At 43.6% G+C, this 22,197-nt stretch carries 19 protein-coding genes; 9 read left to right on the forward strand and 10 right to left on the reverse strand.

Features of this window, described 5'->3' with window-relative positions; all coding sequences use genetic code 11:
• The first annotated feature begins 52 nt into the window (after nt 1-52).
• The 3 genes from fabV (at nt 53) to RXX31_RS02645 (ending at nt 5,149) form a co-directional block, all read left to right on the forward strand.
• Entirely contained in the window at nt 53-1,252 is a 1,200-nt protein-coding gene (fabV, locus tag RXX31_RS02635; protein ID WP_317587536.1) for an enoyl-ACP reductase FabV, read from the forward strand.
• 188 nt (nt 1,253-1,440) lie between these two features.
• Nucleotides 1,441-3,363, forward strand: coding sequence for a GGDEF and EAL domain-containing protein (locus tag RXX31_RS02640; RefSeq protein WP_317587538.1), 1,923 nt, complete (start codon nt 1,441-1,443; stop codon nt 3,361-3,363).
• A 130-nt stretch (nt 3,364-3,493) separates the two neighbouring features.
• Nucleotides 3,494-5,149 carry an ABC-ATPase domain-containing protein gene (locus RXX31_RS02645; protein ID WP_317587540.1) on the forward strand — a complete coding sequence of 552 codons (1,656 nt, stop codon included), beginning with the start codon at nt 3,494-3,496 and terminating at the stop codon, nt 5,147-5,149.
• 45 nt (nt 5,150-5,194) lie between these two features.
• Here RXX31_RS02645 and RXX31_RS02650 read toward each other — a convergent pair whose 3' ends face one another.
• A complete protein-coding gene (locus RXX31_RS02650; protein WP_317587541.1) occupies nt 5,195-5,809 on the reverse strand; it encodes a DNA-J related domain-containing protein in 615 nt (204 codons plus the stop codon).
• Nucleotides 5,810-5,880: 71 nt separating this feature from the next.
• Entirely contained in the window at nt 5,881-6,720 is an 840-nt protein-coding gene (locus RXX31_RS02655) for an isopenicillin N synthase family dioxygenase (RefSeq protein ID WP_317587542.1), read from the reverse strand.
• Between the two features lie 262 nt (nt 6,721-6,982).
• Between RXX31_RS02655 and RXX31_RS02660 the strand changes: the two genes are divergently transcribed.
• Nucleotides 6,983-7,579: a DUF2238 domain-containing protein gene (locus RXX31_RS02660; RefSeq protein WP_317587544.1), complete on the forward strand. Its 597-nt coding sequence runs from the start codon at nt 6,983-6,985 to the stop codon at nt 7,577-7,579.
• On the opposite strand, the gene cutA is transcribed toward RXX31_RS02660, so the two are convergent.
• The 5 genes from cutA to RXX31_RS02685 all read right to left on the reverse strand — a co-directional run bounded on the left by cutA (nt 7,541) and on the right by RXX31_RS02685 (nt 10,594).
• Nucleotides 7,541-7,873 carry a divalent-cation tolerance protein CutA gene (gene cutA, locus RXX31_RS02665; protein WP_317587545.1) on the reverse strand — a complete coding sequence of 111 codons (333 nt, stop codon included), beginning with the start codon at nt 7,871-7,873 and terminating at the stop codon, nt 7,541-7,543. The genes RXX31_RS02660 and cutA overlap by 39 nt on opposite strands.
• A gap of 10 nt (nt 7,874-7,883) precedes the next feature.
• Nucleotides 7,884-8,135, reverse strand: coding sequence for a hypothetical protein (locus tag RXX31_RS02670; protein ID WP_264906880.1), 252 nt, complete (start codon nt 8,133-8,135; stop codon nt 7,884-7,886).
• Nucleotides 8,119-9,840 carry an SgrR family transcriptional regulator gene (locus tag RXX31_RS02675; RefSeq protein WP_317587546.1) on the reverse strand — a complete coding sequence of 574 codons (1,722 nt, stop codon included), beginning with the start codon at nt 9,838-9,840 and terminating at the stop codon, nt 8,119-8,121. The genes RXX31_RS02670 and RXX31_RS02675 overlap by 17 nt, the downstream gene beginning before the upstream one ends.
• 79 nt (nt 9,841-9,919) lie before the next feature.
• Entirely contained in the window at nt 9,920-10,153 is a 234-nt protein-coding gene (locus RXX31_RS02680; RefSeq protein ID WP_237317901.1) for a DUF3389 domain-containing protein, read from the reverse strand.
• A gap of 12 nt (nt 10,154-10,165) precedes the next feature.
• Nucleotides 10,166-10,594, reverse strand: a complete 429-nt coding sequence (locus tag RXX31_RS02685) for a hotdog fold thioesterase (protein ID WP_317587550.1) — start codon at nt 10,592-10,594, stop codon at nt 10,166-10,168.
• 168 nt (nt 10,595-10,762) lie between these two features.
• On the opposite strand from RXX31_RS02685, the gene RXX31_RS02690 reads away from it, so the two are divergent.
• Nucleotides 10,763-11,551 (forward strand): M48 family metallopeptidase, encoded by a 789-nt coding sequence (locus tag RXX31_RS02690; RefSeq protein ID WP_317587552.1) that lies wholly within the window; start codon nt 10,763-10,765, stop codon nt 11,549-11,551.
• 82 nt (nt 11,552-11,633) lie between these two features.
• Here RXX31_RS02690 and RXX31_RS02695 read toward each other — a convergent pair whose 3' ends face one another.
• On the reverse strand, nt 11,634-12,716 hold the full coding sequence (locus RXX31_RS02695; RefSeq protein ID WP_317587553.1) for a site-2 protease family protein: 1,083 nt from the start codon (nt 12,714-12,716) through the stop codon (nt 11,634-11,636).
• Nucleotides 12,717-13,077: 361 nt separating this feature from the next.
• Here RXX31_RS02695 and RXX31_RS02700 point away from each other — a divergent pair, with 361 nt between their 5' ends.
• The 3 genes from RXX31_RS02700 to RXX31_RS02710 all read left to right on the forward strand — a co-directional run bounded on the left by RXX31_RS02700 (nt 13,078) and on the right by RXX31_RS02710 (nt 17,611).
• Nucleotides 13,078-14,319, forward strand: coding sequence for a porin (locus tag RXX31_RS02700; protein ID WP_317587555.1), 1,242 nt, complete (start codon nt 13,078-13,080; stop codon nt 14,317-14,319).
• Nucleotides 14,320-14,340: 21 nt separating this feature from the next.
• Nucleotides 14,341-16,749, forward strand: coding sequence for a VolA/Pla-1 family phospholipase (locus RXX31_RS02705; RefSeq protein WP_317587557.1), 2,409 nt, complete (start codon nt 14,341-14,343; stop codon nt 16,747-16,749).
• 304 nt (nt 16,750-17,053) lie between these two features.
• On the forward strand, nt 17,054-17,611 hold the full coding sequence (locus tag RXX31_RS02710) for an alkylphosphonate utilization protein (RefSeq protein WP_317587559.1): 558 nt from the start codon (nt 17,054-17,056) through the stop codon (nt 17,609-17,611).
• A 158-nt stretch (nt 17,612-17,769) separates the two neighbouring features.
• Here RXX31_RS02710 and RXX31_RS02715 read toward each other — a convergent pair whose 3' ends face one another.
• Both RXX31_RS02715 and RXX31_RS02720 read right to left on the reverse strand, forming a co-directional pair.
• Nucleotides 17,770-17,961 carry a hypothetical protein gene (locus tag RXX31_RS02715; RefSeq protein ID WP_317587561.1) on the reverse strand — a complete coding sequence of 64 codons (192 nt, stop codon included), beginning with the start codon at nt 17,959-17,961 and terminating at the stop codon, nt 17,770-17,772.
• Between the two features lie 594 nt (nt 17,962-18,555).
• Complete coding sequence (locus RXX31_RS02720) at nt 18,556-20,298, reverse strand: bifunctional UDP-sugar hydrolase/5'-nucleotidase (RefSeq protein ID WP_317587563.1); 1,743 nt, start codon at nt 20,296-20,298, stop codon at nt 18,556-18,558.
• 258 nt (nt 20,299-20,556) lie between these two features.
• On the opposite strand from RXX31_RS02720, the gene RXX31_RS02725 reads away from it, so the two are divergent.
• Nucleotides 20,557-22,191 (forward strand): ATP-dependent endonuclease, encoded by a 1,635-nt coding sequence (locus RXX31_RS02725; RefSeq protein WP_317587565.1) that lies wholly within the window; start codon nt 20,557-20,559, stop codon nt 22,189-22,191.
• Nucleotides 22,192-22,197: the final 6 nt, after the last annotated feature.

The following is a 22,197-nucleotide window of genomic DNA, read 5'->3' on the forward strand; positions in this document are numbered from 1 at the left end:
TAACTTTAGGTTATGCTCAACAAGATTTCATTCATCGAGGTTAGATAACAACATGCGAATAGAACCTTTAATTCAAGGTGTTGTTGCTCGTTCTGCACACCCATACGGGTGTCATGCATCAATAAAAGAGCAAATAGATTACGTAAAACAAGCACCGCAAATCCAAAACGGTCCTAAACGGGTTTTGATTATTGGTGCCTCCTCTGGTTTCGGGCTATCGGCTCGCATTGCCCTTACTTTCGGTGGTGCAGAAGCTGATACCATCGGCGTCTCGTTTGAACACGGCCCATCAGAGAAAGGCGTAGGTAGCGCTGGCTGGTATAACAATGTCTTTTTCAAACAAGAGGCAAACAATGCTGGCCGCACGGCTATCAATATCGTAGGCGATGCATTTTCAGACTCTGTACGCAACGAAGTCATTGAAGCTATAGAAACTTATTTCGAAGGCGAAGTCGACTTGGTGATTTACAGTCTGGCAACTGGCGTTCGTCCAAAACCTAACAGTGACGAGTTTTGGCGTAGTGTCATTAAACCTATTGGTGAGCCTGTCACTGGCGCTTCCATCATGTTGGAGAATGACCAGTGGGTTGAGACCACTCTGCAACCAGCAACAGAGCAAGAAGCAGAGGAAACCATCAAGGTAATGGGTGGCGAAGACTGGGAAAGCTGGATTGATGCACTAATCAATGCAGAATCGCTTGCTGAAGGCTGTCAGACTATTGCTTTCTCCTACATGGGGCCAGAACTCACACACCCTATTTATTTAGATGGGACATTAGGACGTGCGAAAGTCGATCTGCACCAGACCAGTCATGCTTTAAACCTGAAGCTAGCTAACTTTGGTGGTGGCGCTTATGCTTCGGTGTGCAAAGCACTGGTAACAAAAGCGAGTGTTTTTATACCGGCAATGTCGCCTTATCTGCTTGCTCTTTATCGTGTGATGAAAGAAAAAGGCACGCACGAGAGATGCATAGAACAGATGCAACGCTTGTTCACCACCAAGCTTTTTAGTCACACACCCGTCCCAGTTGATGGAGAGAGACTGATCAGAATTGACGATCTTGAATTAGCCCCGCAAGTACAACAAGAAGTAAAACAGCTTGTTGAACAAATGAACGGCGATAACTTCATGCAAATTGGTGACTATCAGGGTTTTAAAGATGAATTCATGAAACTGAATGGGTTCAACCATGAAGACATCGATTATTCACAAGACATTTCAATCGAAGACCTGAAGTTACTTAAACCTTAAGTGTCAACTCCATGTTTCACATCTGAGACAACACGTAACTATTAATCGTCCTGATTCATTATCAGGACTTTTTTTTGTTTCGTACTGACCCGCCCCTATACTTAATATGTACAACTAATGATATAAAAACAAAACCGTACAATTGGCTTCAATTCACAGGATGTGAAACTACGTTAAAGGACGATGCTATGGGGAGAATACAAACATTAGATTATAATATCCCTGACTCCATGCAAAAAAGTTGGCAAGAGATCGTGAACCTGTTGGCTCAAATCGGTGAAGTCCCAACTACACTCATTATGCGAGCTCATCAGGACTACCTTGAAGTCAATACTTCAAGTCATACGCAAGGCAACCCTTACAAGCCCGGAGACAAAGAATCGCTCGGTACTGGTCTATATTGCGAATACGTAATCAATAACCAACAAGGGCTTATCGTCTCCAACGCACCAGAAGAAGATGCTTGGAGCAACAACCCTGATTTAAAGCTCGGGATGATTTCCTATTCTGGTCTTCCCCTGTTGTGGCCTAATGGTGAAGTATTCGGTACCCTCTGTATGCTTGATTCTAAGCCCAATACCTTTGGAGAAACCTATCTTCAACTTTTAAGCTCCTTCAAGGACTCTATTGAGGCTCAGCTCGCCGTTGTATTTCAGCAGCACAAGCTATTACGGTTGAACCACGAGTTACAAAATCGCGTGGAGAATAGAACCACAGACCTCGCGCAGCTTAGCTACTCCCTGACCAAAGAAATTGGCCGGCGTAAAGCAGCAGAAAAACAAGTTAGCTATCAAAAAACGCATGACCAAGGAACAGGCTTCTTAAATCGGTCGGCGTTGGAGGATGTGGTCGAAAAGTCACTTAAATCGCTCGAAGATGATCTACAGTCGATCATCGTTATCAATATCGGGTTTAGCAACGCTAGAAGTATACAAACCAGGTATGGCTTTGAAGCGTTTGATGAAATACTCAAAGAATTTCACTCTCGTCTCGTCAACCGTGTATCCAGTTTTATCACTGGCCGGCCAAGTTCCAATGATTTAGTTCTTTTGATTGCGGGGGATGACGTCGATATCAATCTCGACCAATTACTTGAAGAAATTAACAATGTAAGCGTTGGGCACTTCTACAATGACGGGACTGAAGTACATCTGCATTCCTACATCGGCGTGGTCAAGGCTCACCGAAATAGCAACGCTAAACAGCTTCTGCAGAATGCCTGCTACGCGATGCTGCTATGTAAAGAGTCCGGCGAAGCATACCGATATTTTAACGAGAGTCACTCAAACGAACTGAACAACCATAGCCAGTTGGAAGGTTACCTGTTACAAGCCGTACGTAATGATGACCTCATGCTCTACTTTCAGCCAAAAGTTGACCCCTCTAGTCACAAATGGATTGGAGCTGAAGCGTTGCTACGTTGGCGGCATCCAGTGTTAGGTGATGTATCTAATGAACCTTTGATCCGTATGGCCGAACAAAACGGTCTGATATTTGAAGTCGGACTATTTGTTCTTCGCACCGCTATAGCAAAAGCCAAACAATGGTCAGAGTTAACGGACGATTTCAAAATCGCGGTTAACGTTTCTCCTATCCAGTTGCAGAACGTTAATTTTGCTGAGCAGGTAGAACATCTACTTGAAGCCTTTCATCTCCCTGCCCATTTTATCGAACTAGAAGTGACCGAAAGTGCTTTAATCGCAGATGAAACGATAGCGGTTACGACACTCAACAAATTACATCAGTTAGGTCTGACGTTATCACTTGATGATTTTGGTACTGGGTTTGCCTCTTTTAGCTATTTGAAGAAATACCCTTTCCACGCAATAAAAGTGGATAAAAGCTTTGTTCAACAAATGGAAAAATCAGAAAATGACCGAGCCATTATTCGTTCCATTATTCACATTGCCAAAAAATTGGATCTGCAAGTGGTCGTAGAAGGTGTTGAGTCCACGCACCAAGAGCAGTTTTTAATTGAAGAAGGCTGCGACATCGTACAAGGGTTTCTCTATGGTAAGCCCATGCCTTGTAACGAATTTGAGCAAGGCTTGCTCAATCAGCGTCCATTAGATGAACAACACACCTTTCCATCTGAGTTTGTGCCTAAATAAATTGATTAAGAATTTTCCATTACGAGTTACTGTTCCCTTTATATTGCCGTCACTTCGGTATACTGCTTTACTCTACTGGCGGTGATTCCTATAATCGCCGCCCGCTTCTAATAAAAAGGCCAATATTTTCATGGATCAGTTAACTGCCACGCTTAAGAAAATTGAAAAGCAGAACTACCGTGCTTACCAGCAGATCAAAGGTCAATATGACTTTACTGATTTCACTTTGTTTATCGACCACGTACAGGGTGACCCGTATGCTTCAGCGTCTCGTTTGCGCGCAACTCGTCAATGGTCTTTAACAGGTCTTGAGTGGCTGAGAAATGAATCACCGGCATTTCAACGAGCAGCTAGAGATTTTATCGCGCGCAGTTTTGATCTTTTTGCTAAACAAGAAAACTCGGTTTCCATCGCTTTGAACGGCCAAACAGTTCTCGACAATACCTCCGTTCTGTTTACAGAAGAAGGGATTGAGTTACGTTTTCGCGTTAATCTTCCAGCTGAAGGCCGCTCGGTGCTTGGTAAAAAAGCCAACAACATTCTGACCTTCCACTTACCGAAGTTTATTCGACGTGCAACGCTCGAACGTGAGTTGGATAAAGAAGCATTAATGAAGCACTGTCAGGTGGTGGAAGATCAAGACGCGCTTAGAGATCAATTAGAAGCACATAATTTAGTCGCGTTTATTGCGAACGGCAGCATCCTTCCTCGTATTGCAGGTAACTGCGATTTGCCAATGAAAGATGCGGTTGAATTTAAAGCGCCAGAGTCGCTGCAAGTCACATTACATGCGCCAAATAAAGGTTATGTTACCGGCTTGGGCATTCCAAAAGGTATCTCACTGATTGTAGGTGGCGGCTTCCATGGTAAATCAACATTATTGAATGCCATTGAACGCTCAATTTATGATCACATTCCAGAAGATGGTCGTGAGTATGTTGTCACTGACAATAAATCAATGAAGATTCGCGCTGAAGATGGACGCTGTGTTCATCACTTAAATCTGTCGAACTACATTAACCATCTGCCAATGGGTAAAGATACCGCTGATTTTACGACCCAAGATGCTTCAGGCTCAACATCTCAAGCCGCATGGCTGCAAGAGTCCATCGAAGCGGGAGCAACCTCTCTGCTTATCGATGAAGATACCTCGGCAACAAACTTTATGATTCGTGATGAGCGCATGCAAGCGTTGGTTGCAAAAGGCGATGAGCCGATTACACCACTTGTTGATCGCATCGGCCAACTTAGAGACGAACTCGATATTTCAACGATAATCGTGATGGGCGGCTCTGGAGACTACCTTGATGTCGCTGATACTGTCATTCAGATGCATGACTACCAAGCTGTCGACGTAACTGAGAAAGCGAAACAGGTTATCGCTCAGCACCCAACTCAGCGTCACAACGAATCGGAAGAAGCGTTAAAAACGTTCCGCCCGCGAGCGTTAAACCGCGTGGCATTAATGAACATACTGACTGATGGTAAGTTCCGTATCAATGCTAAAGGCAAAGATTCACTCCGCTTCGGCAAAGAGTTTACCGATTTAAGCGCACTGGAGCAGTTAGAGTCCGCAGACGAAGTAAATACGATTGGCTGGCTGTGGTTCCAGTTAGCACAACTTCCTGGCTGGTGTAGCAATCCCGCCAAAGAAATCGAAGAAATGTTATCAGCCGACTGGCATGCATCGCTGCCAAAACAAGGTGACTTAGCGAAACCTCGAACATTAGATGTTATGGCCGCTTTAAACCGCATGCGTAAATCACAATTCAAACCATCGCACTAACCGACTGCACCGTAAAACAAAGGCAGCCAATTTATGCTGCCTTTGTTACTCGACTCTAAGTACGTTCCAAGCCTCACATATAGCTTTAAAACGTTCAGCGTTTCCACTCTCACGATCAGGATGCCAGCGAAAGGCGAGTTTACGCCACTGTTTTCTGATATCTGCACGCGTTGCAGAGCTATCTAACTCAAATACATTGAGTGCCCTGGCCCTGTCTAACTCAGTGGCAGAGTTTCCGCCAATATATCGTTGATAAGAGTGCCAAAACTCATTGAGTAAGCCGCGCACTTCGTCCTCATTTGCTTCGTAATACTCCCAGTTAAGGTAGTAATCGCGCAACGGATCAATCTGATCTATAGAGGTCTGTGAGACATTGGCTGTACTGGTAAGCTCAATATTCATCGCCTGGACAGTTAGCCATTGTTCTGGATACAGTATTTCTTGCAGTTGATATAACGCATTCATGATAAGGAAATTCTTTTTAAACAAATCCTTATCTTGAGATTTATCAAGTTGGTGGAGACACCCTATCACACTTAATTGACTGGCTAATGTGTGTACTTTCCAGACTGAAGGGTGTTCTCTAAGGATCTCGAATATTGGCCACAACAACGGATTCTCTATATCAGAGTATTGACGCATGTCGCTTCGTATTGCCATCTTTCCTTCCCTAAATAAAAAGGCCAATAGCAGTAAGCCACCAGCCTTAGTACTCATTAATTAATATCGTTTTAAATGACGCCAAGTTCGCGTAAACGCTCCATCAAGTAGCTATGTGCAGTGTAACGTTCTGAAAGCACAACGTCAGCTTTTGGGTGTAAAAACAGCGGTAATGAAATACGAGACTTATCCTGACGACCACCCGTTGGGTTAATGACGCGGTGCGTGGTTGATGGAAAATATCCCCCCGATGCTTCTTGAAGCATGTCACCAATATTAATGATCAAGTTACCGAAATCACATGGCACATCGATCCACTCACCTTCTTTGCTTTTAACTTGCAGACCCGGCTCGTTTGCAGCTGGCAATACGGTGAGCAAGTTAATATCTTCATGTGCTGCAGCCCGAATTGCCCCCGGCTCTTCTTCCCCAGTCATCGGTGGGTAATGCAATACTCTAAGCAAGGTTTTCTCACTGTTATTGATCATCTCTGACAATGCGATTGAAAACTTATCCTGAACCTCTTTAGGTGCATACTGCTCAACCCAACCCAAAAGTTCTTGGGCAAATGAATCTGCACGCTGGTAGTACTCCAGAATTTCACCTTTCAATTGCTCTGGTATCTGACCCCAAGGATAAACATGAAAGTACTCTTTAATATCCTTAACCGTGTGTCCTTTTGCTACCTCTGAAACAGAGGGCGGAAAATACCCATCTTGTGTATCAACGTTAAAATGGAAATCATTTTTTTGTTCAGAGTTAAAAAACGCCTGCCAGTTATTATAAATTGATTCCACCAACTCTTGAGGGATAGGATGGTTCTTTAGCACACCAAACCCGGTTTCGCGCAGCGATGCAACAAACTGCTGAGCGGCATCATCAGCAAGGTAATCGACAGTTTCCAGTTTCATGACTTTACTTCTTTTTTATTAGATTGAACAAAGAATTCTATGGACGGATATGTTGTAAATCAAACTTAAATGAAATGTGCACGCTCAATCGATTCATTGTTGCGCGCTCTGTAAACTATCCAACAGTTATCGTTATTAATATTGGGCGAAAACAAACAATTGCACAGCGTTCAATTAAATGTAATCATTAGATCGGTAGGTTAATCAATACTCCATTCGTTCGAGTTGTCGTAAAAAACCAAGTGAAGGATCGAATAAACTTATGAAAAGTACTTCTACATTGTTGGGTCTAACGATTATTTATGCCATCGTGTTTTTGTTTTCAGCATTGGAGCCCAACTCACGGACAGTTTGGTTTGCGGAGATTTTCCCTGCAATTGGTATCCTGATAGCAATATGGATTATATCTATTCGATACCAATTTAGTAACACGGCTTATGTGTTAATGTTTATCTGGTTATGTATCCATACAATTGGCGCAAAATATACCTTTGCGGAAGTCCCTTTTGACTGGTTTAACAACTTAATAGGATCAGAAAGAAACAATTTTGATCGTGTTGCTCACTTCTCTATCGGACTATATGCCTACCCAATCGCAGAATATTTAATCTACAAAAAGAAGATCAATATTAAGTTTTCCTGCTGGTTTGCGTTATTTGCCATTATGTCTTTGGCAGCAGGTTACGAAATCATTGAATGGTGGTATGCCGCTATCGCTGGTGGTGATGAGGGTATCGCATTTTTGGGCTCACAAGGCGATATATGGGATGCCCAGAAAGACATCCTATGTGATACGGTAGGTGCGCTCGTCGCCTTGATCTTAATGTCGACTCAGCGTCGACTCACGAAGCCACTCTAAATACGGATTAAAACCGTCAACAATAGGAACTTGTACGATCTGGGCGACTTCATACTCGTGCAAGTTCTCAATCTTTTCTTCAACGAGTTCGTATAATTCACGCCGAGTTTTTATCACTAACAGCCATTCGGTATCGGTACAAATTTCGCCTTTCCATACATAATGACTTTCGATTGGCATCGTTTGAATGCACGCAGCCAACTCAGCTTCTAACAGACCTTTTATGATTTGATCCCGGTTCTGTTCGTTGGCTGTGGTGCTTAAAACGATGCAGAAATCATGTTCTACGGACATTACTTACTCCCTACTTCATTGTCACTTTGCCACCAATCATTTTATATGCTGGTGTGCCTCTTACCAATGTGTCTCTTGCAAACTCTTGCTGACAACCCGGGCAGATACAAGGCGTTTGCGTGAAGTCCTCGACAATCCGCTCTTTAAAACATTTCACCAGCGCGCCTTTACCACCTTTACGGTATTTAAACAGCTGGGTTTTGCATTTTGCGCAATAAATCTCGACGGTTTTCGTCGGTTGTTTTTTATTTGGTTTTGCCATCGTTATCTGTAGTTTTTTGGGGGATATCCGGTTTAACCCATACGTTACTAAAATCAAACCAACCTAAAGCGTTGCACTTCGCGTTTTGTAAAGCCCCGCTATGGTCTTTATTTACGCCCAACCAGCAATGAAACATCGGCACAACCTGGTGACTTTTGACTAACTGTTTACCGAGTTCGCGAGCAGGAAACTCTTGATATACGCCAGCCCGCCATTGATCGACTAATGCTGACCAGTCGGAAAAATCGTAACTTGAACTGAACGACTCGATATCACTATAGTCCAGTAACCAACCTGCAAGCGCATCATCGCGATTTGTTGCGATGCCCATCGCCTTAATCCAAATATCAATAGTGGACGGCTCTGGTGGCTGACTATCATATCGAATGAACTCAACGTCGACACCATGAGGTTTTAAGAGACTCTTAATAGCTTTAGCGATAACAGGAAACATTGGGTGTTTCTTCTGGTACGCGATGGAAATCACTTTTCCCTGCTGAGGTACAGCACCCGCTTGTGTTGGCCGCAAATCAATCCAGCCCGGCTTAATCCCAAACGCTTGTAAGACACCAAGCTCTATGACTTTATCTTGTGGTACGTGACAATATATCTGGTGGCTGTTTAATACCTGACTAAAGAATTCGGCCCATCTTGGGTCTTTCGCTATACCGGTATTTTTATTCAGTAACAAAAAGGTACAACCAGGATCTAATTCCACCTCATCGGTTGATGCATGCTTGTCCATCTGAGGCTTAGAAAGGCTTGGGTAAACCATGGATGAGTAGGCTTCATCAATCACCCAAACTTCAACTTGATCCAGCAAAGGTCGTAAGCCGAAATAGCCGTCAAACGCGGTGAGAATAAGGCGTTTATCATCGTTCACTTTGACCTGAAAAGGCCCCGTCCCGATTGGTTTTATATCAAACTCATCAGAACGCTGTGCCTTGGGTAGCAGAACTTTAGCTTGAGACTCACTTAACGCTAGTGGCAAATAGCGGTCTGGGCGCATTAGCTCAATATCGACAGTCCAAGGCAGTGGTGATGATACTTTCGCTATATGCGCAAATAGGTTTAACCCACTGAGCGCACGAATGCTTTCCAGTACACACTCGGTCGTGAGGAGTTCACCATTATGAAATCGTACACCACGGCGCAAGTAGAAACGCCAGTGTGTATCACTTAACGATTCCCAGGTATGAGCCAAATCGGGCTTAAGCAGTTCATTTTCATCAAGCCGAGTCAGGCCACTAAAAACTTGTCTGGCAATGTGTTGTTCTGAACGACGCATTGGCTTTTGTGGATTGAGCATGGCCAGTGGACGATAATACGGCAAGCGAATCACCTGCTCGCCTTGACGATGTTGCAGCCCCAAATAACCTTGAATCACCTGAGTAAGCCTGGTCGCATCGTTATCTAACGCTTCCAGTGCCTGTCCGATCTTCCCTTCATCCAGATAACGTCTTGCCAGATTTTCACTGACATCACTGCGGTTACGCTTAAACACCAGCTTAGAGAGCTTTCCTCGACCGGCGGCAGGATGCCACTCAATCCACCCCTGTTCTTCTAGCTTATTGAGGACAATACGAGCATTACGTCGAGTACAAAAGAGCGTTTCGGTAATATCTTCAAGCTGAACTTCTGTATCGTTTCCAGAGAATTTTTCAAATAGTGTTTCAAACTGAACACGTAAGCGCGGACTACTCATAAAGAGGAAAATCATATTTAGAAATCAATATGACAAGTTTCCTCATTTTTATGAAAAAGTGCAAATTTAGATGGGTGATTTATTGAATATCCAAACCAATTTCATGTGAAAGCTCAGTTAATTGCGCTTCGTTATCCAACTTTATAGACCATTTACATTCCGCACCATGACACAAAACGACATTAGCCCCTCTGCCGAGAAGTTGAATCGCATCGGTCTGAGCCTGTAGCGTGACCATCGAAGCGCCAGTTAATTTAATGACAACTTCGCGCTGGGTCGCGATGATTTTACCCAATGAGAATTCAATGACCATCCTAGTCTACACTCACTTCGATTTTTGCTGTTTCACAGCGATAGTCAAACGGCTGGTACAGACTAAACGTTCACGCTCATCGGTAATATTGATCTGCCAAACCTGAGTTGACACACCCAAATGCAATGGCTTCGCCGTACCAACAACGTAACCACTGCGCATCGCTCTGACATGGTTAGCATTGATATCCAAACCAACGCAATAGCTTCCTTCACTCACACAGAAGTTTGCGGCAACTGAACCAAGGGTTTCTGCTAGCACAACAGAGGCTCCACCATGTAGCAACCCTAATGGTTGATGGGTAAAACTACACACCGGCATGGTTGCACTAATAGAATCGTCTGTGAATTCGGTATATTCAATTTGTAGGTGCTCCATCATGGTGTTTTTTGACGTTGCGTTAAGTATCTCTACACTGATTGGCTTTTTCCAAATGCTCATTTTCTGCTCTTATTTTTAATATCAATAATCGTGGATTAGGAATGGCATAGCATAGTCGGTATCGAGTAAAAACTTCAAGAGATTACTCTATGGGCGAGATGCTCTTTAATAAGCGATAATTACGTATATACTGTTGAACGAAATAGAAATTAATACGTGGAACCAAATATGAAGGTATGGATTAAAGCTTCTGCTCTTTTGGCCGCCGCAGGTTTAACCGCTTGTAGTGCCTCTCCTACTGGTCGTAACCAACTTTTAATGTTTTCTGACCAAGAGATGTCGTCTCTCGGAGCGAAATCTTTCGACCAAATGAAGAAAGACATTCCAATCAGTAAAGATAAAAAGGTGAATGCATATGTTCAGTGTGTAGCTAAACACGTGACCGATGTCATTCCATCACAACCAGAATTCCAGAACTGGGAAGTCGTCGTATTTGATAGTAAGCAGGTTAACGCCTTTGCTCTGCCCGGCGGAAAAATTGGCGTCTATACCGGACTTCTTGGTGTCGCGAAAAAACAAGATCAACTCGCGACAGTGATTGGCCACGAAGTTGCCCACGTTCTTGCTGACCATAGTAATGAACGTCTTTCTCAGAGCCAGTTAGCTAATACAGGGCTGTCGCTTGCGAACATTGTTATTGGCGCTTCAGAATATAGTCAGTATCAAGAGATGACCATGGCGGCTTTAGGTGCTGGTGTCCAATACGGTGTCATTTTACCATACGGGCGCACTCAGGAGTCCGAAGCGGATATTGTTGGCCTCGATTACATGGCAAAAGCCGGTTTCGATCCAAACCAGAGCATCGATCTATGGAAAAATATGAGTGCAGCATCGGGTGGCGCTCAACCACCTGAGTTTTTCTCTACTCACCCTTCGCACAGTACGCGTATTAAAGAGCTTCAAGCGACGATAAGAAAGCTGCCAAATTACAATGTTAAAGCGCCGAACTGTGGCTAAATATCGCCCCTAGAAAGCATACTTATAGGCAAAATAAAAAAGCTCCATTTTTGGAGCTTTTTTAACATTAAGAGTTAGGAGGTTAAGTTCCTAAAATCTGCATCGGTAAGCTGAGTAAGCTATCCCCCAGACTCGCGAAATACCAAATAATAGCCACGAAACCACCAACGGATGCGACATACCAGGCAAAAGAGAACAATTGCCCATAGCGTGTTAGCGGTAATAAATGGCTGTGGTGACGGGTTCGCCATTCCATTACGACCTCCAGCATTCCCATTATCAAAAGAAAGCCAAGCAGCGTTAAGCCAAATGAATAGCTAAGTGTAATACCAAGGATCGCTGTCACTATGCTTCCGGCTAACCCAATCCAGGTGTTCATGGAGAATGTGATACTTTTAAGAACATGCCCACCATCTAAAGGCAAAATTGGCAATAGATTGAATAGGTTTAACAGCGCGTTAAATACCGCCAGACCCGCGAACATCATTTCGCCAGTCACCCAATACAGAATGGTAAATACAGTACTCAACACTAAGCCAAAAAACGGTCCCATGATAGAGATAACCACGTCTTGCCAGCGAGTGTTGATCTTCTCATCACTTAAAGCGAGACCACCTAAAAAGGGAATCAAATAGATACCTTTCGTCTTCATGCCAAAATACTTCATCGCTTTTATGTGTCCCCACTCGTGGAACACAAGACAGGCAATCAGCGCGAGAGCAAATTCGATTGAGAACAACCATGAGTACGCTGCCAGACTAGCAGAAGCTAATGCAACTTTAATGACTTTTGCACTTTTTAGCGCCTTCATGCCTAATGATACGATACCAATTAAACTTAAACGCTTTTCACTTGGTGGCTTAACTTGAGGGGTCTGACGTTCGATGTCCTTCTCATTGCGAGAACCACTTGTCACTAATTTATCATTCATTATCACGCTAAATGACAGACTAAAAGGCTGCCATTGAACAGTACAATCTAGCTCACATCGTAAAACCTCATCACCGGCCATAAGTTTAAATTGATGTTTACTTTGCTCAGACTCGTGTCCGTTGGCATCAATTTGCGAGACTAATGTGTTGTCCCAATACAACTGCTGCCACCCTGCCATTGATCCTTCCAATCTGAGTGGACGCCCTAAAAATTCAATATGTAGTAATTCCAACGTGCTCTAGCCTAGTGACTTCAAGTTTCAAAATACCAAGTTTAACAGAGGTTATATGGCTTGCATAAAGCCTAAATGTGAGCAAGTTGAACACCATTTATCCATTAGTGTTACGAAATAATTCTGGTCTAACCATTGGCAAAAAAAATATAAAGTTAATACATAACCTTACCGTTCAACGTTTGACCTATGCATCAAAATTTAAAGACAAACTCACCTCAGTCTTTGACAATTAATTAAACATACGTTTAACATTGCATTTACATTGTGCATATATTCCATAACAAAACAATGGGTCTTAACACTACACAACAAATAAAAGGACTACGGTCTAGATAAAGACACCCTAGGAGGGTCAAGGATGAACAAGAAGCGCTGCTCTCTGCTTACAATTTCGATATTGTTTGCGTGTAATGCCCAATCAGCGGGCTTTCAGGTTGTTGAACATTCAGCATCTGGTCTTGGTCGAGCATTTTCAGGCGAAGCGGCTGTCGCAGACAATGCCAGTGTTCTCGCACGAAATCCGGCTGCGATGACACGTTTTAAACAAGCTCAATTTTCAGGCGCTATAGCCGTTGTAGATCCTGAAGTAGACATTTATGACACTTTCTATGATGAACACTCTAATGATATTGCACCTGTAGCCGCTGTACCGGCTGCATATTATGTCAGTCCCATCAACGAAAAGTTTGCTTGGGGCATCGGTATGTTTTCTACTTATGGGGTTGCTACAGACTACCCGGATGACATCTCCGCAGGTGATCTAGCTGGCCACACCTCGTTAATGTCTGTAAGTATTAACCCAAACCTCGCATACCGTATCAATGACTCATTAAGCATCGCTGGCGGTGTTAGTCTGGTGTACGCCGAAGCAGAGTTAACACGCCATAAAGGGTCATTAGCGCCTCTATTTGGACCAGGAAGCGAGAAATCTGACAAACTTATTGGCATGGAAGATGAGACATTCGCTTGGGGTTGGAATCTGGGTGCGCTTTATGAAGTTAACGAGAACCACCGCTTCGGTATTGGCTATCGTTCAGCAATAGACCTTGATTTTGAAGAGGGAGAATTCCGTAGTTACGATTCCGGTATTGCTACGGCAGCCAAAGTTGACGGACGCATCAAGATGGAGCTTCCGTCTATCTTTGAGGTCTCGGGCTTTCATCAAGTCAATGAACAATGGGCGTTTCATTACAGCTGGATGCATACTACCTGGAGTCAATTTACTGAGCTGCGCGCGACCAGTGATCAATGTAACGACGGCGTATGTTTTTCCAAACCAGAAAAATACGATGATAATAACCGCTATGCACTTGGTGCCACCTACACACTGAACAAAAATTGGACGTTCCGAGCGGGTGTTGCTTATGACGAGCAAGCAGGCAAGCCAACATTAAGTATCCCAGATACCGACCGCTACTGGTACACCGCTGGCTTAACTTACGCGTGGAGCGACAACCTGACTTTTGATGCTGGTTTCGCTTTAATTCAATTTGACGATAATTCTTTCACCGAAACTAACGCGTCTGGTCAAGAACTTACGTTCGAAGCAGAGGGCGCTGCGTACATTAGTTCAGTACAAATGAACTACACCTTCAACTAGTAGGTTTAACGGAGTAAACCAATGAAACATACTTTTAAATTATCTTTGCTTTGTTCTGCCATCCTACTTGTTGGTTGTGGTGACGAATCAGTTAGTCGAGGCACATCGGAACAAATAGGATTTGAACCGGCTGTTCAGGCATTACTTGATCGCCAAACATCAATACAATTTACCCTTCAAGGTGCTAATGCTGTGGTTCCTGCCCCATCCTATCTACTTATGGATTCAACTGATGGGACTTTAGGGCTGCCGACTGAAGGCGATAACGCATTAACCAACCCAAGAGCCGCTATGAACACTATGGATGGTTGGTCTACATCAATGCCTATCGTATTAAACTTCGACGGGGATGGTTTTTCCTCCGGCATGGTGACGTCGGGTGTAAAAGTCATCAAAATCAATACGCGCCTAACAGATTGGGATGGCACCAGCAATCCGATCGAAGAAGTTCTTACACTCGGCACGGATTATGTTGTACAAACTAATGGAAATTCGCTCTACATCCAGTTTATGGATGCGCTGGACGAATCGAGTGAGTACATTTTTGCCCTAACGCAAGACATAACCGATGTTAATGGTGACCCTATCGGTACGTCTTCAAACTACGCTATCGCGAAAAGTAAGGAAGTCGTATACGAAACCGGCGACTTAGCTTCTGTTCAAGCAGTGACAACGGCAGTTGAAGGTATTTTTGGCCTAGCAAGTGTTAACCCTGATGATATCGTCTATTCATCTTGGTTTAGTACTCAATCTGTGGGTGACACACTAGCCGCAGTTAAAGGCGTAACGGCAACCGGCTTCGCTACTGGCGCAAACACGCTGAATAACGTGTATAAAGCAGATTCTAATGATAATTCCGTTGACCTCGCGGCCGCTTATACCATGACCTTTGGGACGACCGAGGATTTTGTAACGGCTCTTGATAATGACCAGGATTTCAATCAATACGTTAGTGACTTAGACACAGCGAAGACTGCGATAAAAGGTCTCTACAACGCATCTGGCGCTAGCGTGAATGTGACTCAAGGCTCGGTAAAACTCCCTTACTACCTTGAGAAAGGTGCAGACTGGAACATGCAACCAATGGTTTCTGCAATGCCAAGCCTTGCAAAACTTAGTGCAGCGCTAGCCGATCCAAACGAACAAGCGAATATGGTTCAGCAGCTTTCTACCGGTGTATTCGCAGAGAACCCAGTGGATGTAACAAAACTGGCGAGTGACCCTACTGAACAGTTGAAATTGGTTGGCTCTACCCTGTATCTAAACGATGGTAGCCAATTAGACAGTGAACGTATTATTACGCGTTATTCTCCTGTCCCAGCAGTTAAGTCTGTTGAAGATGTAGAGTTTCTTCTATTCACACCGCAGTCAGGTGTTGCAACAGACGTTGTGATCTATCAACATGGCATCACGTCTTCAAAAGAAACCGCCTATGCGTTTGCCTACAACATGGTTAAAGCGGGCTTAGCCGTTATTGCTATCGATTTGCCTATGCACGGCACACGCAGTCTTGATGAACAACGCTCTGCGAATGCGAACGTTCTTGCTTATTTGAACCTATCTAACTTAGCGGTAGCTCGTGACAATTTACGTCAAAGTGTACTGGATGTTTTAGGCCTTCGTGCGAGCTTAGTCGTATCTGCACAAGGTGGTCTTTTAGCAACTGGACCTCTTCAGGGCTTCAACCCAATGTCAGGCTCACAGGTTAAGATGTTGGGTCATTCTCTTGGAGGTATCGTTGGTACATCGGCGGTTGCAGCAGCCAATAATTCGCTAGGTAGCCCAACTGCAGATGCACTCTACTCATTTAGCGCGGCTTCTATCCAAAACTCGGGTGGCCAAATTGGTAACTTGTTACTGGGTTCTGAGAGATTCGGTTCTCAGATAAAGCATAGCGTGGCATATTCTGCTTCAACGGATTATAAGTCATATGCTGACGTACAATGTGCCGAATTAGATACCAAAACCTGTTATGAAACATTTGAAGGGTTAGCCTCTGCAGAGCAGCTTGCTGCGCTAAGCTCAGGGTTCTCTCAGTTCATCTACGCAGCACAGACAACGCTCGATACAGTTGACCCATTCACTAATACAAGTGATTTGATGTCTTCGGGTACGCTATCAACGCCATTCTTTATGACAGAAACGGATGGTGATTCAGTGGTACCCAATAGCGTGGCTAACGCACCATTCGCAGGCACTGAACCATTAGCAGAGAAACTTGGCTTAACGCCAGTAAACCGTTCAAATACAACCGTGTCCCCGACTGCAAGCTTCGTTCAGTTCAACTCTACGGCGACACACAGTACGTTTGCTTCACCAAGTGGTACCTTGGCTGACCTCGACCACCACATCGAAATGCAAACCGAGAACACCGATTTCCTAATGGATAATGTGTTATCCGGTGTCTCTAACACGTCAGTTCTGAAATAAACATCAGATATAAAATCTAAGACTAAAACCCTAAGTCTTATTGTTATGCCCTCAATAGTTGATCTTCAATTATTGGGGGCATTTGCATGGATGCATAGCAGGAGCACTAAAAGATTCATGCCTGTTTATAGTTACAATGAGCTTTTATCTTCCGACATCAATTTTATTACTAAATGTTTTACATATTTACATTAATCAAGTTGCAATATTGTAAAAACCAAACCTAAATTCCCTAACACCCTTTTATTTATCAGGATAAAGTGGATAATACCGCCACAAAATAACATTACTAAGGTGAGTCCTTATGTCTATCGAATCTACTTTGCTTGCACGCTGCGAGTCAAAATGTGAACTATGTTCATCTGAATCTCCATTAACTGCTTACGCTGTTCCGCCACACGGTAACGTAACAGTTGATACCGCTATTATGGTTTGTGACAAATGTCTGAGCGAGATCGAAGAACCTAAAGACATTAACCACTGGCGTTGCCTAAATGACAGCATGTGGAGCCAGGTTCCAGCAGTACAAGTAACGGCATGGCGCCAACTGACTCGCCTAAACACTGAAAGCTGGGCTCAGGATGCTCTGGACATGATGTACATGGAAGAAGAGCAAATGACTTGGGCGATGAAGGGTATGTCTGACGACGACAAAACCCTTGATTGTAACGGCACCGAGCTTAAAAAAGGTGACGACGTAACAGTAATCAAAGATCTACCTGTTAAAGGTACAAACCAAGTGATTAAGCAAGGTACGGTTATCCGTGGTATCAGTCTTGGCGATGATCCAAAATTGGTTTCAGGTAAGGCAAACGGTGGTCAGTCTATGTATGTGATCGCTGAGTACTGTCGCAAGAAGTAATAGACATTACTTTTATCTCAAAACAGGGTTCCAGTCGGAACCCTATTTTTGTTTCAGCTCACCTTAGCTATGGCTAGCTATACCGCCCTAGTGGTGACCATCAAAGAAATACAAAAAAGCCAGCGAATAAGCTGGCTTTGTTCATTACTGTCTTCAGATTAACGATACATACCGATATCTTTCTGAATATGAGCTGACAAGTCTTCTGCATAGTAACCACGCGGTGTTGAGTTATCTACAAAAAGAATGTCGAGTAAGTGAGTTAGCAATCCTTTGAAATTTACCGTATAGGTTTTCTTATCCATAGAGGTTGGTAAAGCTACATTTGTCATTTGCATTGCTTGTGCCATGATTGCCTCTCTTTAAAGCAGTAATAGGTTTTGTTGGGTGTATATTAGTCACATCGTTTCATTTTAAAAAGTGACAAAAACTACCCTTTCGGATTAATTTTTCTAATAAAACAAACCTATAACAAGCTCGGGATATACTCATACTCACCAGGCGAATATTTATTCAAAATAGACTAAGATTGCTTGAATAACTTTAATTTACCTCATATCTCAACCCAACCTGGCAACATCTTATTAACCAAAAAATATTCAACATCAAATTTAAATATCAAATACGTCAATATTTTTGATTAGTAATATTAACCGTAAATACTGTGAACGCTTTGCTGTATAGACTTGAAGTGTCAGCGACTGATCCCGTCATAAAAGTTAACAATGTGACAGACCAAATCGTAACCATTTTAAGAATGCCGTGCACAGGGTTTCGTTATTTGCTCAAGTTAAAAACCCTACACGGGCACAATATTGACGAGTACTGACCATACGGCAACCCAAGCAACAACAACCGCGACAACACTCCAGTCTTTATTCCACATTTTTCTACCTTCACCATACTTAACATGGGAAGGTAAGCAAAATTGACACCAAATATAGCTAACGGCGCTGCTGAGAGTAAATTTTGTGATTTAGGTTTAAACAGTCAGGATCGTCAGTGAGCAGTTCGATAAAACAGTCCGCCATTGACAGGTTACTGACACTTCCTTCACCTTCCATATCCAATAAGGCTTCATAACCTTCTTTACCTTTCATGGTGTAGGCGGATGACGTCCCACGGTACCAAACGTCATCTTCAACCTGAATCCAGCTATTCTCATTGAAGATTTCTAATACGGTGATGCGTTTACCTTTAGGGAGATGAGCTTTGTACTCAAAGTTCAGGTTGTATGTGTAAGGGTAACTGCCCGAGCCAGTGCCTTCGACACCATTGTTCAACGCATTGTTAATTGCGCCTTCTAAAGCTCGGCGAATCACACTTCCCTTCACGTTATAAAAACCAATAGGAACGGCAAATGGCAATAAACGTCCGGCAACATCGGCAACCGTAAGGCTACCAGGGTTTAATGACGTTCTAACACCACCAGCGTTATGAATAGCAAACTGAATTTCATGTCCACGCTGATTTAAGCTGTACAGGAATGAATGTGCTACCGCAGAAGCAAGCTCACTTCCGCCGAATTCATCTGGGATACGTACATGGCGCTTTTTACTTTCGACATGAGCGATAACTTGTGATTGAAGTGCACGCACGCGCGGTATGTACTTATCCGTTAAGATCGCCTGAGTCTCTGGGTGCTTTTTACACACAACAACATTTGGCTGACCATGAATAAAGTCACACGCTGTCTCAAACACGCCTTGGTCAAGCTGTTGGTTTAGTGAGGAATCCCAGAATATACGACGGCCAAGTAGCAGTTCATTTTGACCACTTAGTATTGTTGCTTTGCCCTGTTCATCAAACTCGAGAACACAATGCCCTATCGTCAACGCATGGTAGCCGGCTTGCACCACATAAGTCCCGTTCACGTTCACACCGTATTGGTCGTCTTTGCCTAATCCTATCGATGAAAAGTCCCCCTGGAGTCGGTGACTGTGGCCACCAACGATGATACCAATTCCGTCGACTTTTTCCGCCAGTTCTAAGTCACCTTCGTATCCTAAGTGGCTAAGTAGGATAATATTATTTATCCCGGCAGCTTGGATTTGCTCGACCGTTGCTTTGGCTGTGTCTATTGCCGCCATGAAAGGCGTGTCCGCATCAGGGTTCGCAATATCACTCATTTTATCTATAGAAAGACCAAAAATAGCGACCGGTACACCATCAAACTCTTTCACCATGTATTCGGCACTTTGCGTTTGATGCTGATAACTCAATACATTGCCACAATCACTGACTCGATGCGATTTTGAGGTGAGTTCGTTAGATAAATCCCAGTTACCCGCAAGTAAAGGAAAATTAGTGCGCTGACAGAACTGCGCGACAGGTTCATTACCCATGTCTAGTTCATGGTTGCCCAATGCCATAGCGTCGATCTGTAACGCATTGAGTAGATCAGCATTGGCTTTGCCTTTAAACAGAGAAAAGTACAAAGTGCCTTGGAAACAATCACCAGCATGTAGAAACAGCATTCCATGCCCTTGGCGCTTCGCATCATCACGGAGTTGCTCAACCCGTGTCGCGATTCGAGAAAAACCACCTGCACTTACATAAGGTTCGAGAGTAACTTCTTTATTAATTTTTAGTTTTAGCTGTAATGACGTTGGCTCAAAGTAGGAATGAGTGTCATTGATGTGTGCCAGTTTGATTCTTACTGGCTTATGATTTTTATTCATTTTCATCTTCTCTCTTTTCATTCCTTATAATAATAAGAAGTGAATGATGACAGAATCATGAATTTTATGAAACAGCGAATCGCCATTTCATATTTGCGTGATCCTACATCGGTGAATAGCCCGTCTACGCGTTCACCGCTCCACATCCTACACAGGCTCTCTTAAATTTGTGAACTGAGCTTATAGCAAGATCTAAGAATTCATATATTCTTAAAGAAAGCAAGATAACTCTCTATAATTCAAATAATTGCGAGGAGGATTGAGATGAGACTAGAACGCATCGAAATCTCCGGGTTTAGAGGCATCAAACGCCTTTCACTCTCTTTTGATGAACTCACCACGCTCATTGGTGAAAATACATGGGGTAAGTCTTCATTGCTTGATGCCCTATCCATTGCATTACCAACAGACGGTAAACTCTTCGAGTTTGAACTGACAGACTTCCACGTTGATTACGCAATCTCTCACCCTCAATCCCAGCACATCGAGATTATCCTTTGCTTTAAAGCACAAGATAAGCAAGAGGTAAAAGCGGGTCGGTACCGTCGAATTAAACCTGTCTGGTGCACCAAAGACAACGGTGAACGTGTTATCTACTACCGGATCAGTGGTTCTCGGATCGAACATGATATTACGACGAAGTATACGTTTCTTAATCAAGAAGGGAAGACAATACAGATTCATCACCCTGAGAAAATTGCTATGGAGTTGATGACACTACATCCGGTCATTCGCTTACGAGACTCTCGTCGCTTCCCTCATCCATCTCATGTCAACGGTGACAATAAAAATTCACGGATTGAAAAGCGGATAGACAATACATGCCGACGACTATTAGCTATGCCTGGGCAAGTCAACAAGGGGGAAATTCGTAGTAGCCTCTCTTCTATGCAAACGCTGGTCGACCACTATTTCGCGTTTCGAAGTACTACCAGAGATAATCCAAGAAAACCGCGAGATGGTCTGTTTTATAGCAGCCATCCTTCTGATAAAGGCTTGAGCCAATACTTAAGGGAAACTAAGGATAAACACTCTCGGTTACTGCTAATGGGCTTGCTCAACACCTACCTGCAAGCAAAAGGACCGACAGAACTGAGGCGTTGTGCAAGGCCAATCTTAATCATTGAAGACCCTGAAGGCCGCTTACATCCTACCCATTTAGCAAGAGCGTGGTCCTTGCTACAGCTATTGCCGATGCAAAAGATCCTTACCACTAACAGTGGGAGTTTACTCGGTTCCGTTCCACTCTATTCCATACGACGTTTGTACCGCCTTTCTGATCGAACCATTACTCAAAGTCTCAATCCATCCAAATTCGGGCGAGACGAACTAAGACGCATTGGGTTCCACATTCGCTTTCATCGTGCAGGTGCGCTTTTCGCGCGCTGTTGGCTTTTAGTAGAAGGTGAAACAGAAGTCTGGCTGTTTAATGAACTTGCACGTCAATGTGGTTATGATTTAGCTGCCGAAGGCGTTCAGATTGTAGAGTTTGCTCAATCGGGCTTGCGTTCAATAATTAAAGTCGCAAAAGAGTTTGGTATCGACTGGCACGTAGTGACAGATGGTGATGCAGCCGGTAAAAAATACGCACATACGGTTCGCTCACAATTAGACCATGATCAAGAGCGTCACCGCTTAACTGAATTGCCTGATCGAGACATCGAACACTTTCTATACAATCACGGATTTGAAATTTTCTTTAAGGACATGATAAAGGTTCCTCACGATCATCAAATCCCCGCCAAAAAAGTGGTAAACCGGGTTCTGAAGAAGCATGCGAAGCCAGACTTAGCCTTGGCGATAGTTTCACATTGTGAAGAAAATGGCGTGGAGTGCATACCTGTACTCTTGCGTTGGACCCTAAAAAGGATTGTCACCATGGCAAGTGGCAATACCTAATACGAA

The organism is Vibrio sp. EA2 (assembly GCF_033042495.1).
In the GTDB taxonomy this organism is placed as follows: domain Bacteria; phylum Pseudomonadota; class Gammaproteobacteria; order Enterobacterales; family Vibrionaceae; genus Vibrio.

Bases quoted from the DNA above. Each gene is read 5' to 3' on its own strand.
- fabV (WP_317587536.1), top strand. From the start codon at position 53: ATGCGAATAGAACCTTTAATTCAAGGTGTTGTTGCTCGTTCTGCACAC.
- RXX31_RS02640 (WP_317587538.1), top strand. From the start codon at position 1,441: ATGGGGAGAATACAAACATTAGATTATAATATCCCTGACTCCATGCAA.
- RXX31_RS02645 (WP_317587540.1), top strand. From the start codon at position 3,494: ATGGATCAGTTAACTGCCACGCTTAAGAAAATTGAAAAGCAGAACTAC.
- RXX31_RS02650 (WP_317587541.1), bottom strand. From the start codon at position 5,809: ATGGCAATACGAAGCGACATGCGTCAATACTCTGATATAGAGAATCCG.
- RXX31_RS02655 (WP_317587542.1), bottom strand. From the start codon at position 6,720: ATGAAACTGGAAACTGTCGATTACCTTGCTGATGATGCCGCTCAGCAG.
- RXX31_RS02660 (WP_317587544.1), top strand. From the start codon at position 6,983: ATGAAAAGTACTTCTACATTGTTGGGTCTAACGATTATTTATGCCATC.
- cutA (WP_317587545.1), bottom strand. From the start codon at position 7,873: ATGTCCGTAGAACATGATTTCTGCATCGTTTTAAGCACCACAGCCAAC.
- RXX31_RS02670 (WP_264906880.1), bottom strand. From the start codon at position 8,135: ATGGCAAAACCAAATAAAAAACAACCGACGAAAACCGTCGAGATTTAT.
- RXX31_RS02675 (WP_317587546.1), bottom strand. From the start codon at position 9,840: ATGAGTAGTCCGCGCTTACGTGTTCAGTTTGAAACACTATTTGAAAAA.
- RXX31_RS02680 (WP_237317901.1), bottom strand. From the start codon at position 10,153: ATGGTCATTGAATTCTCATTGGGTAAAATCATCGCGACCCAGCGCGAA.
- RXX31_RS02685 (WP_317587550.1), bottom strand. From the start codon at position 10,594: ATGAGCATTTGGAAAAAGCCAATCAGTGTAGAGATACTTAACGCAACG.
- RXX31_RS02690 (WP_317587552.1), top strand. From the start codon at position 10,763: ATGAAGGTATGGATTAAAGCTTCTGCTCTTTTGGCCGCCGCAGGTTTA.
- RXX31_RS02700 (WP_317587555.1), top strand. From the start codon at position 13,078: ATGAACAAGAAGCGCTGCTCTCTGCTTACAATTTCGATATTGTTTGCG.
- RXX31_RS02705 (WP_317587557.1), top strand. From the start codon at position 14,341: ATGAAACATACTTTTAAATTATCTTTGCTTTGTTCTGCCATCCTACTT.
- RXX31_RS02710 (WP_317587559.1), top strand. From the start codon at position 17,054: ATGTCTATCGAATCTACTTTGCTTGCACGCTGCGAGTCAAAATGTGAA.
- RXX31_RS02715 (WP_317587561.1), bottom strand. From the start codon at position 17,961: ATGGCACAAGCAATGCAAATGACAAATGTAGCTTTACCAACCTCTATG.
- RXX31_RS02720 (WP_317587563.1), bottom strand. From the start codon at position 20,298: ATGAAAATGAATAAAAATCATAAGCCAGTAAGAATCAAACTGGCACAC.
- RXX31_RS02725 (WP_317587565.1), top strand. From the start codon at position 20,557: ATGAGACTAGAACGCATCGAAATCTCCGGGTTTAGAGGCATCAAACGC.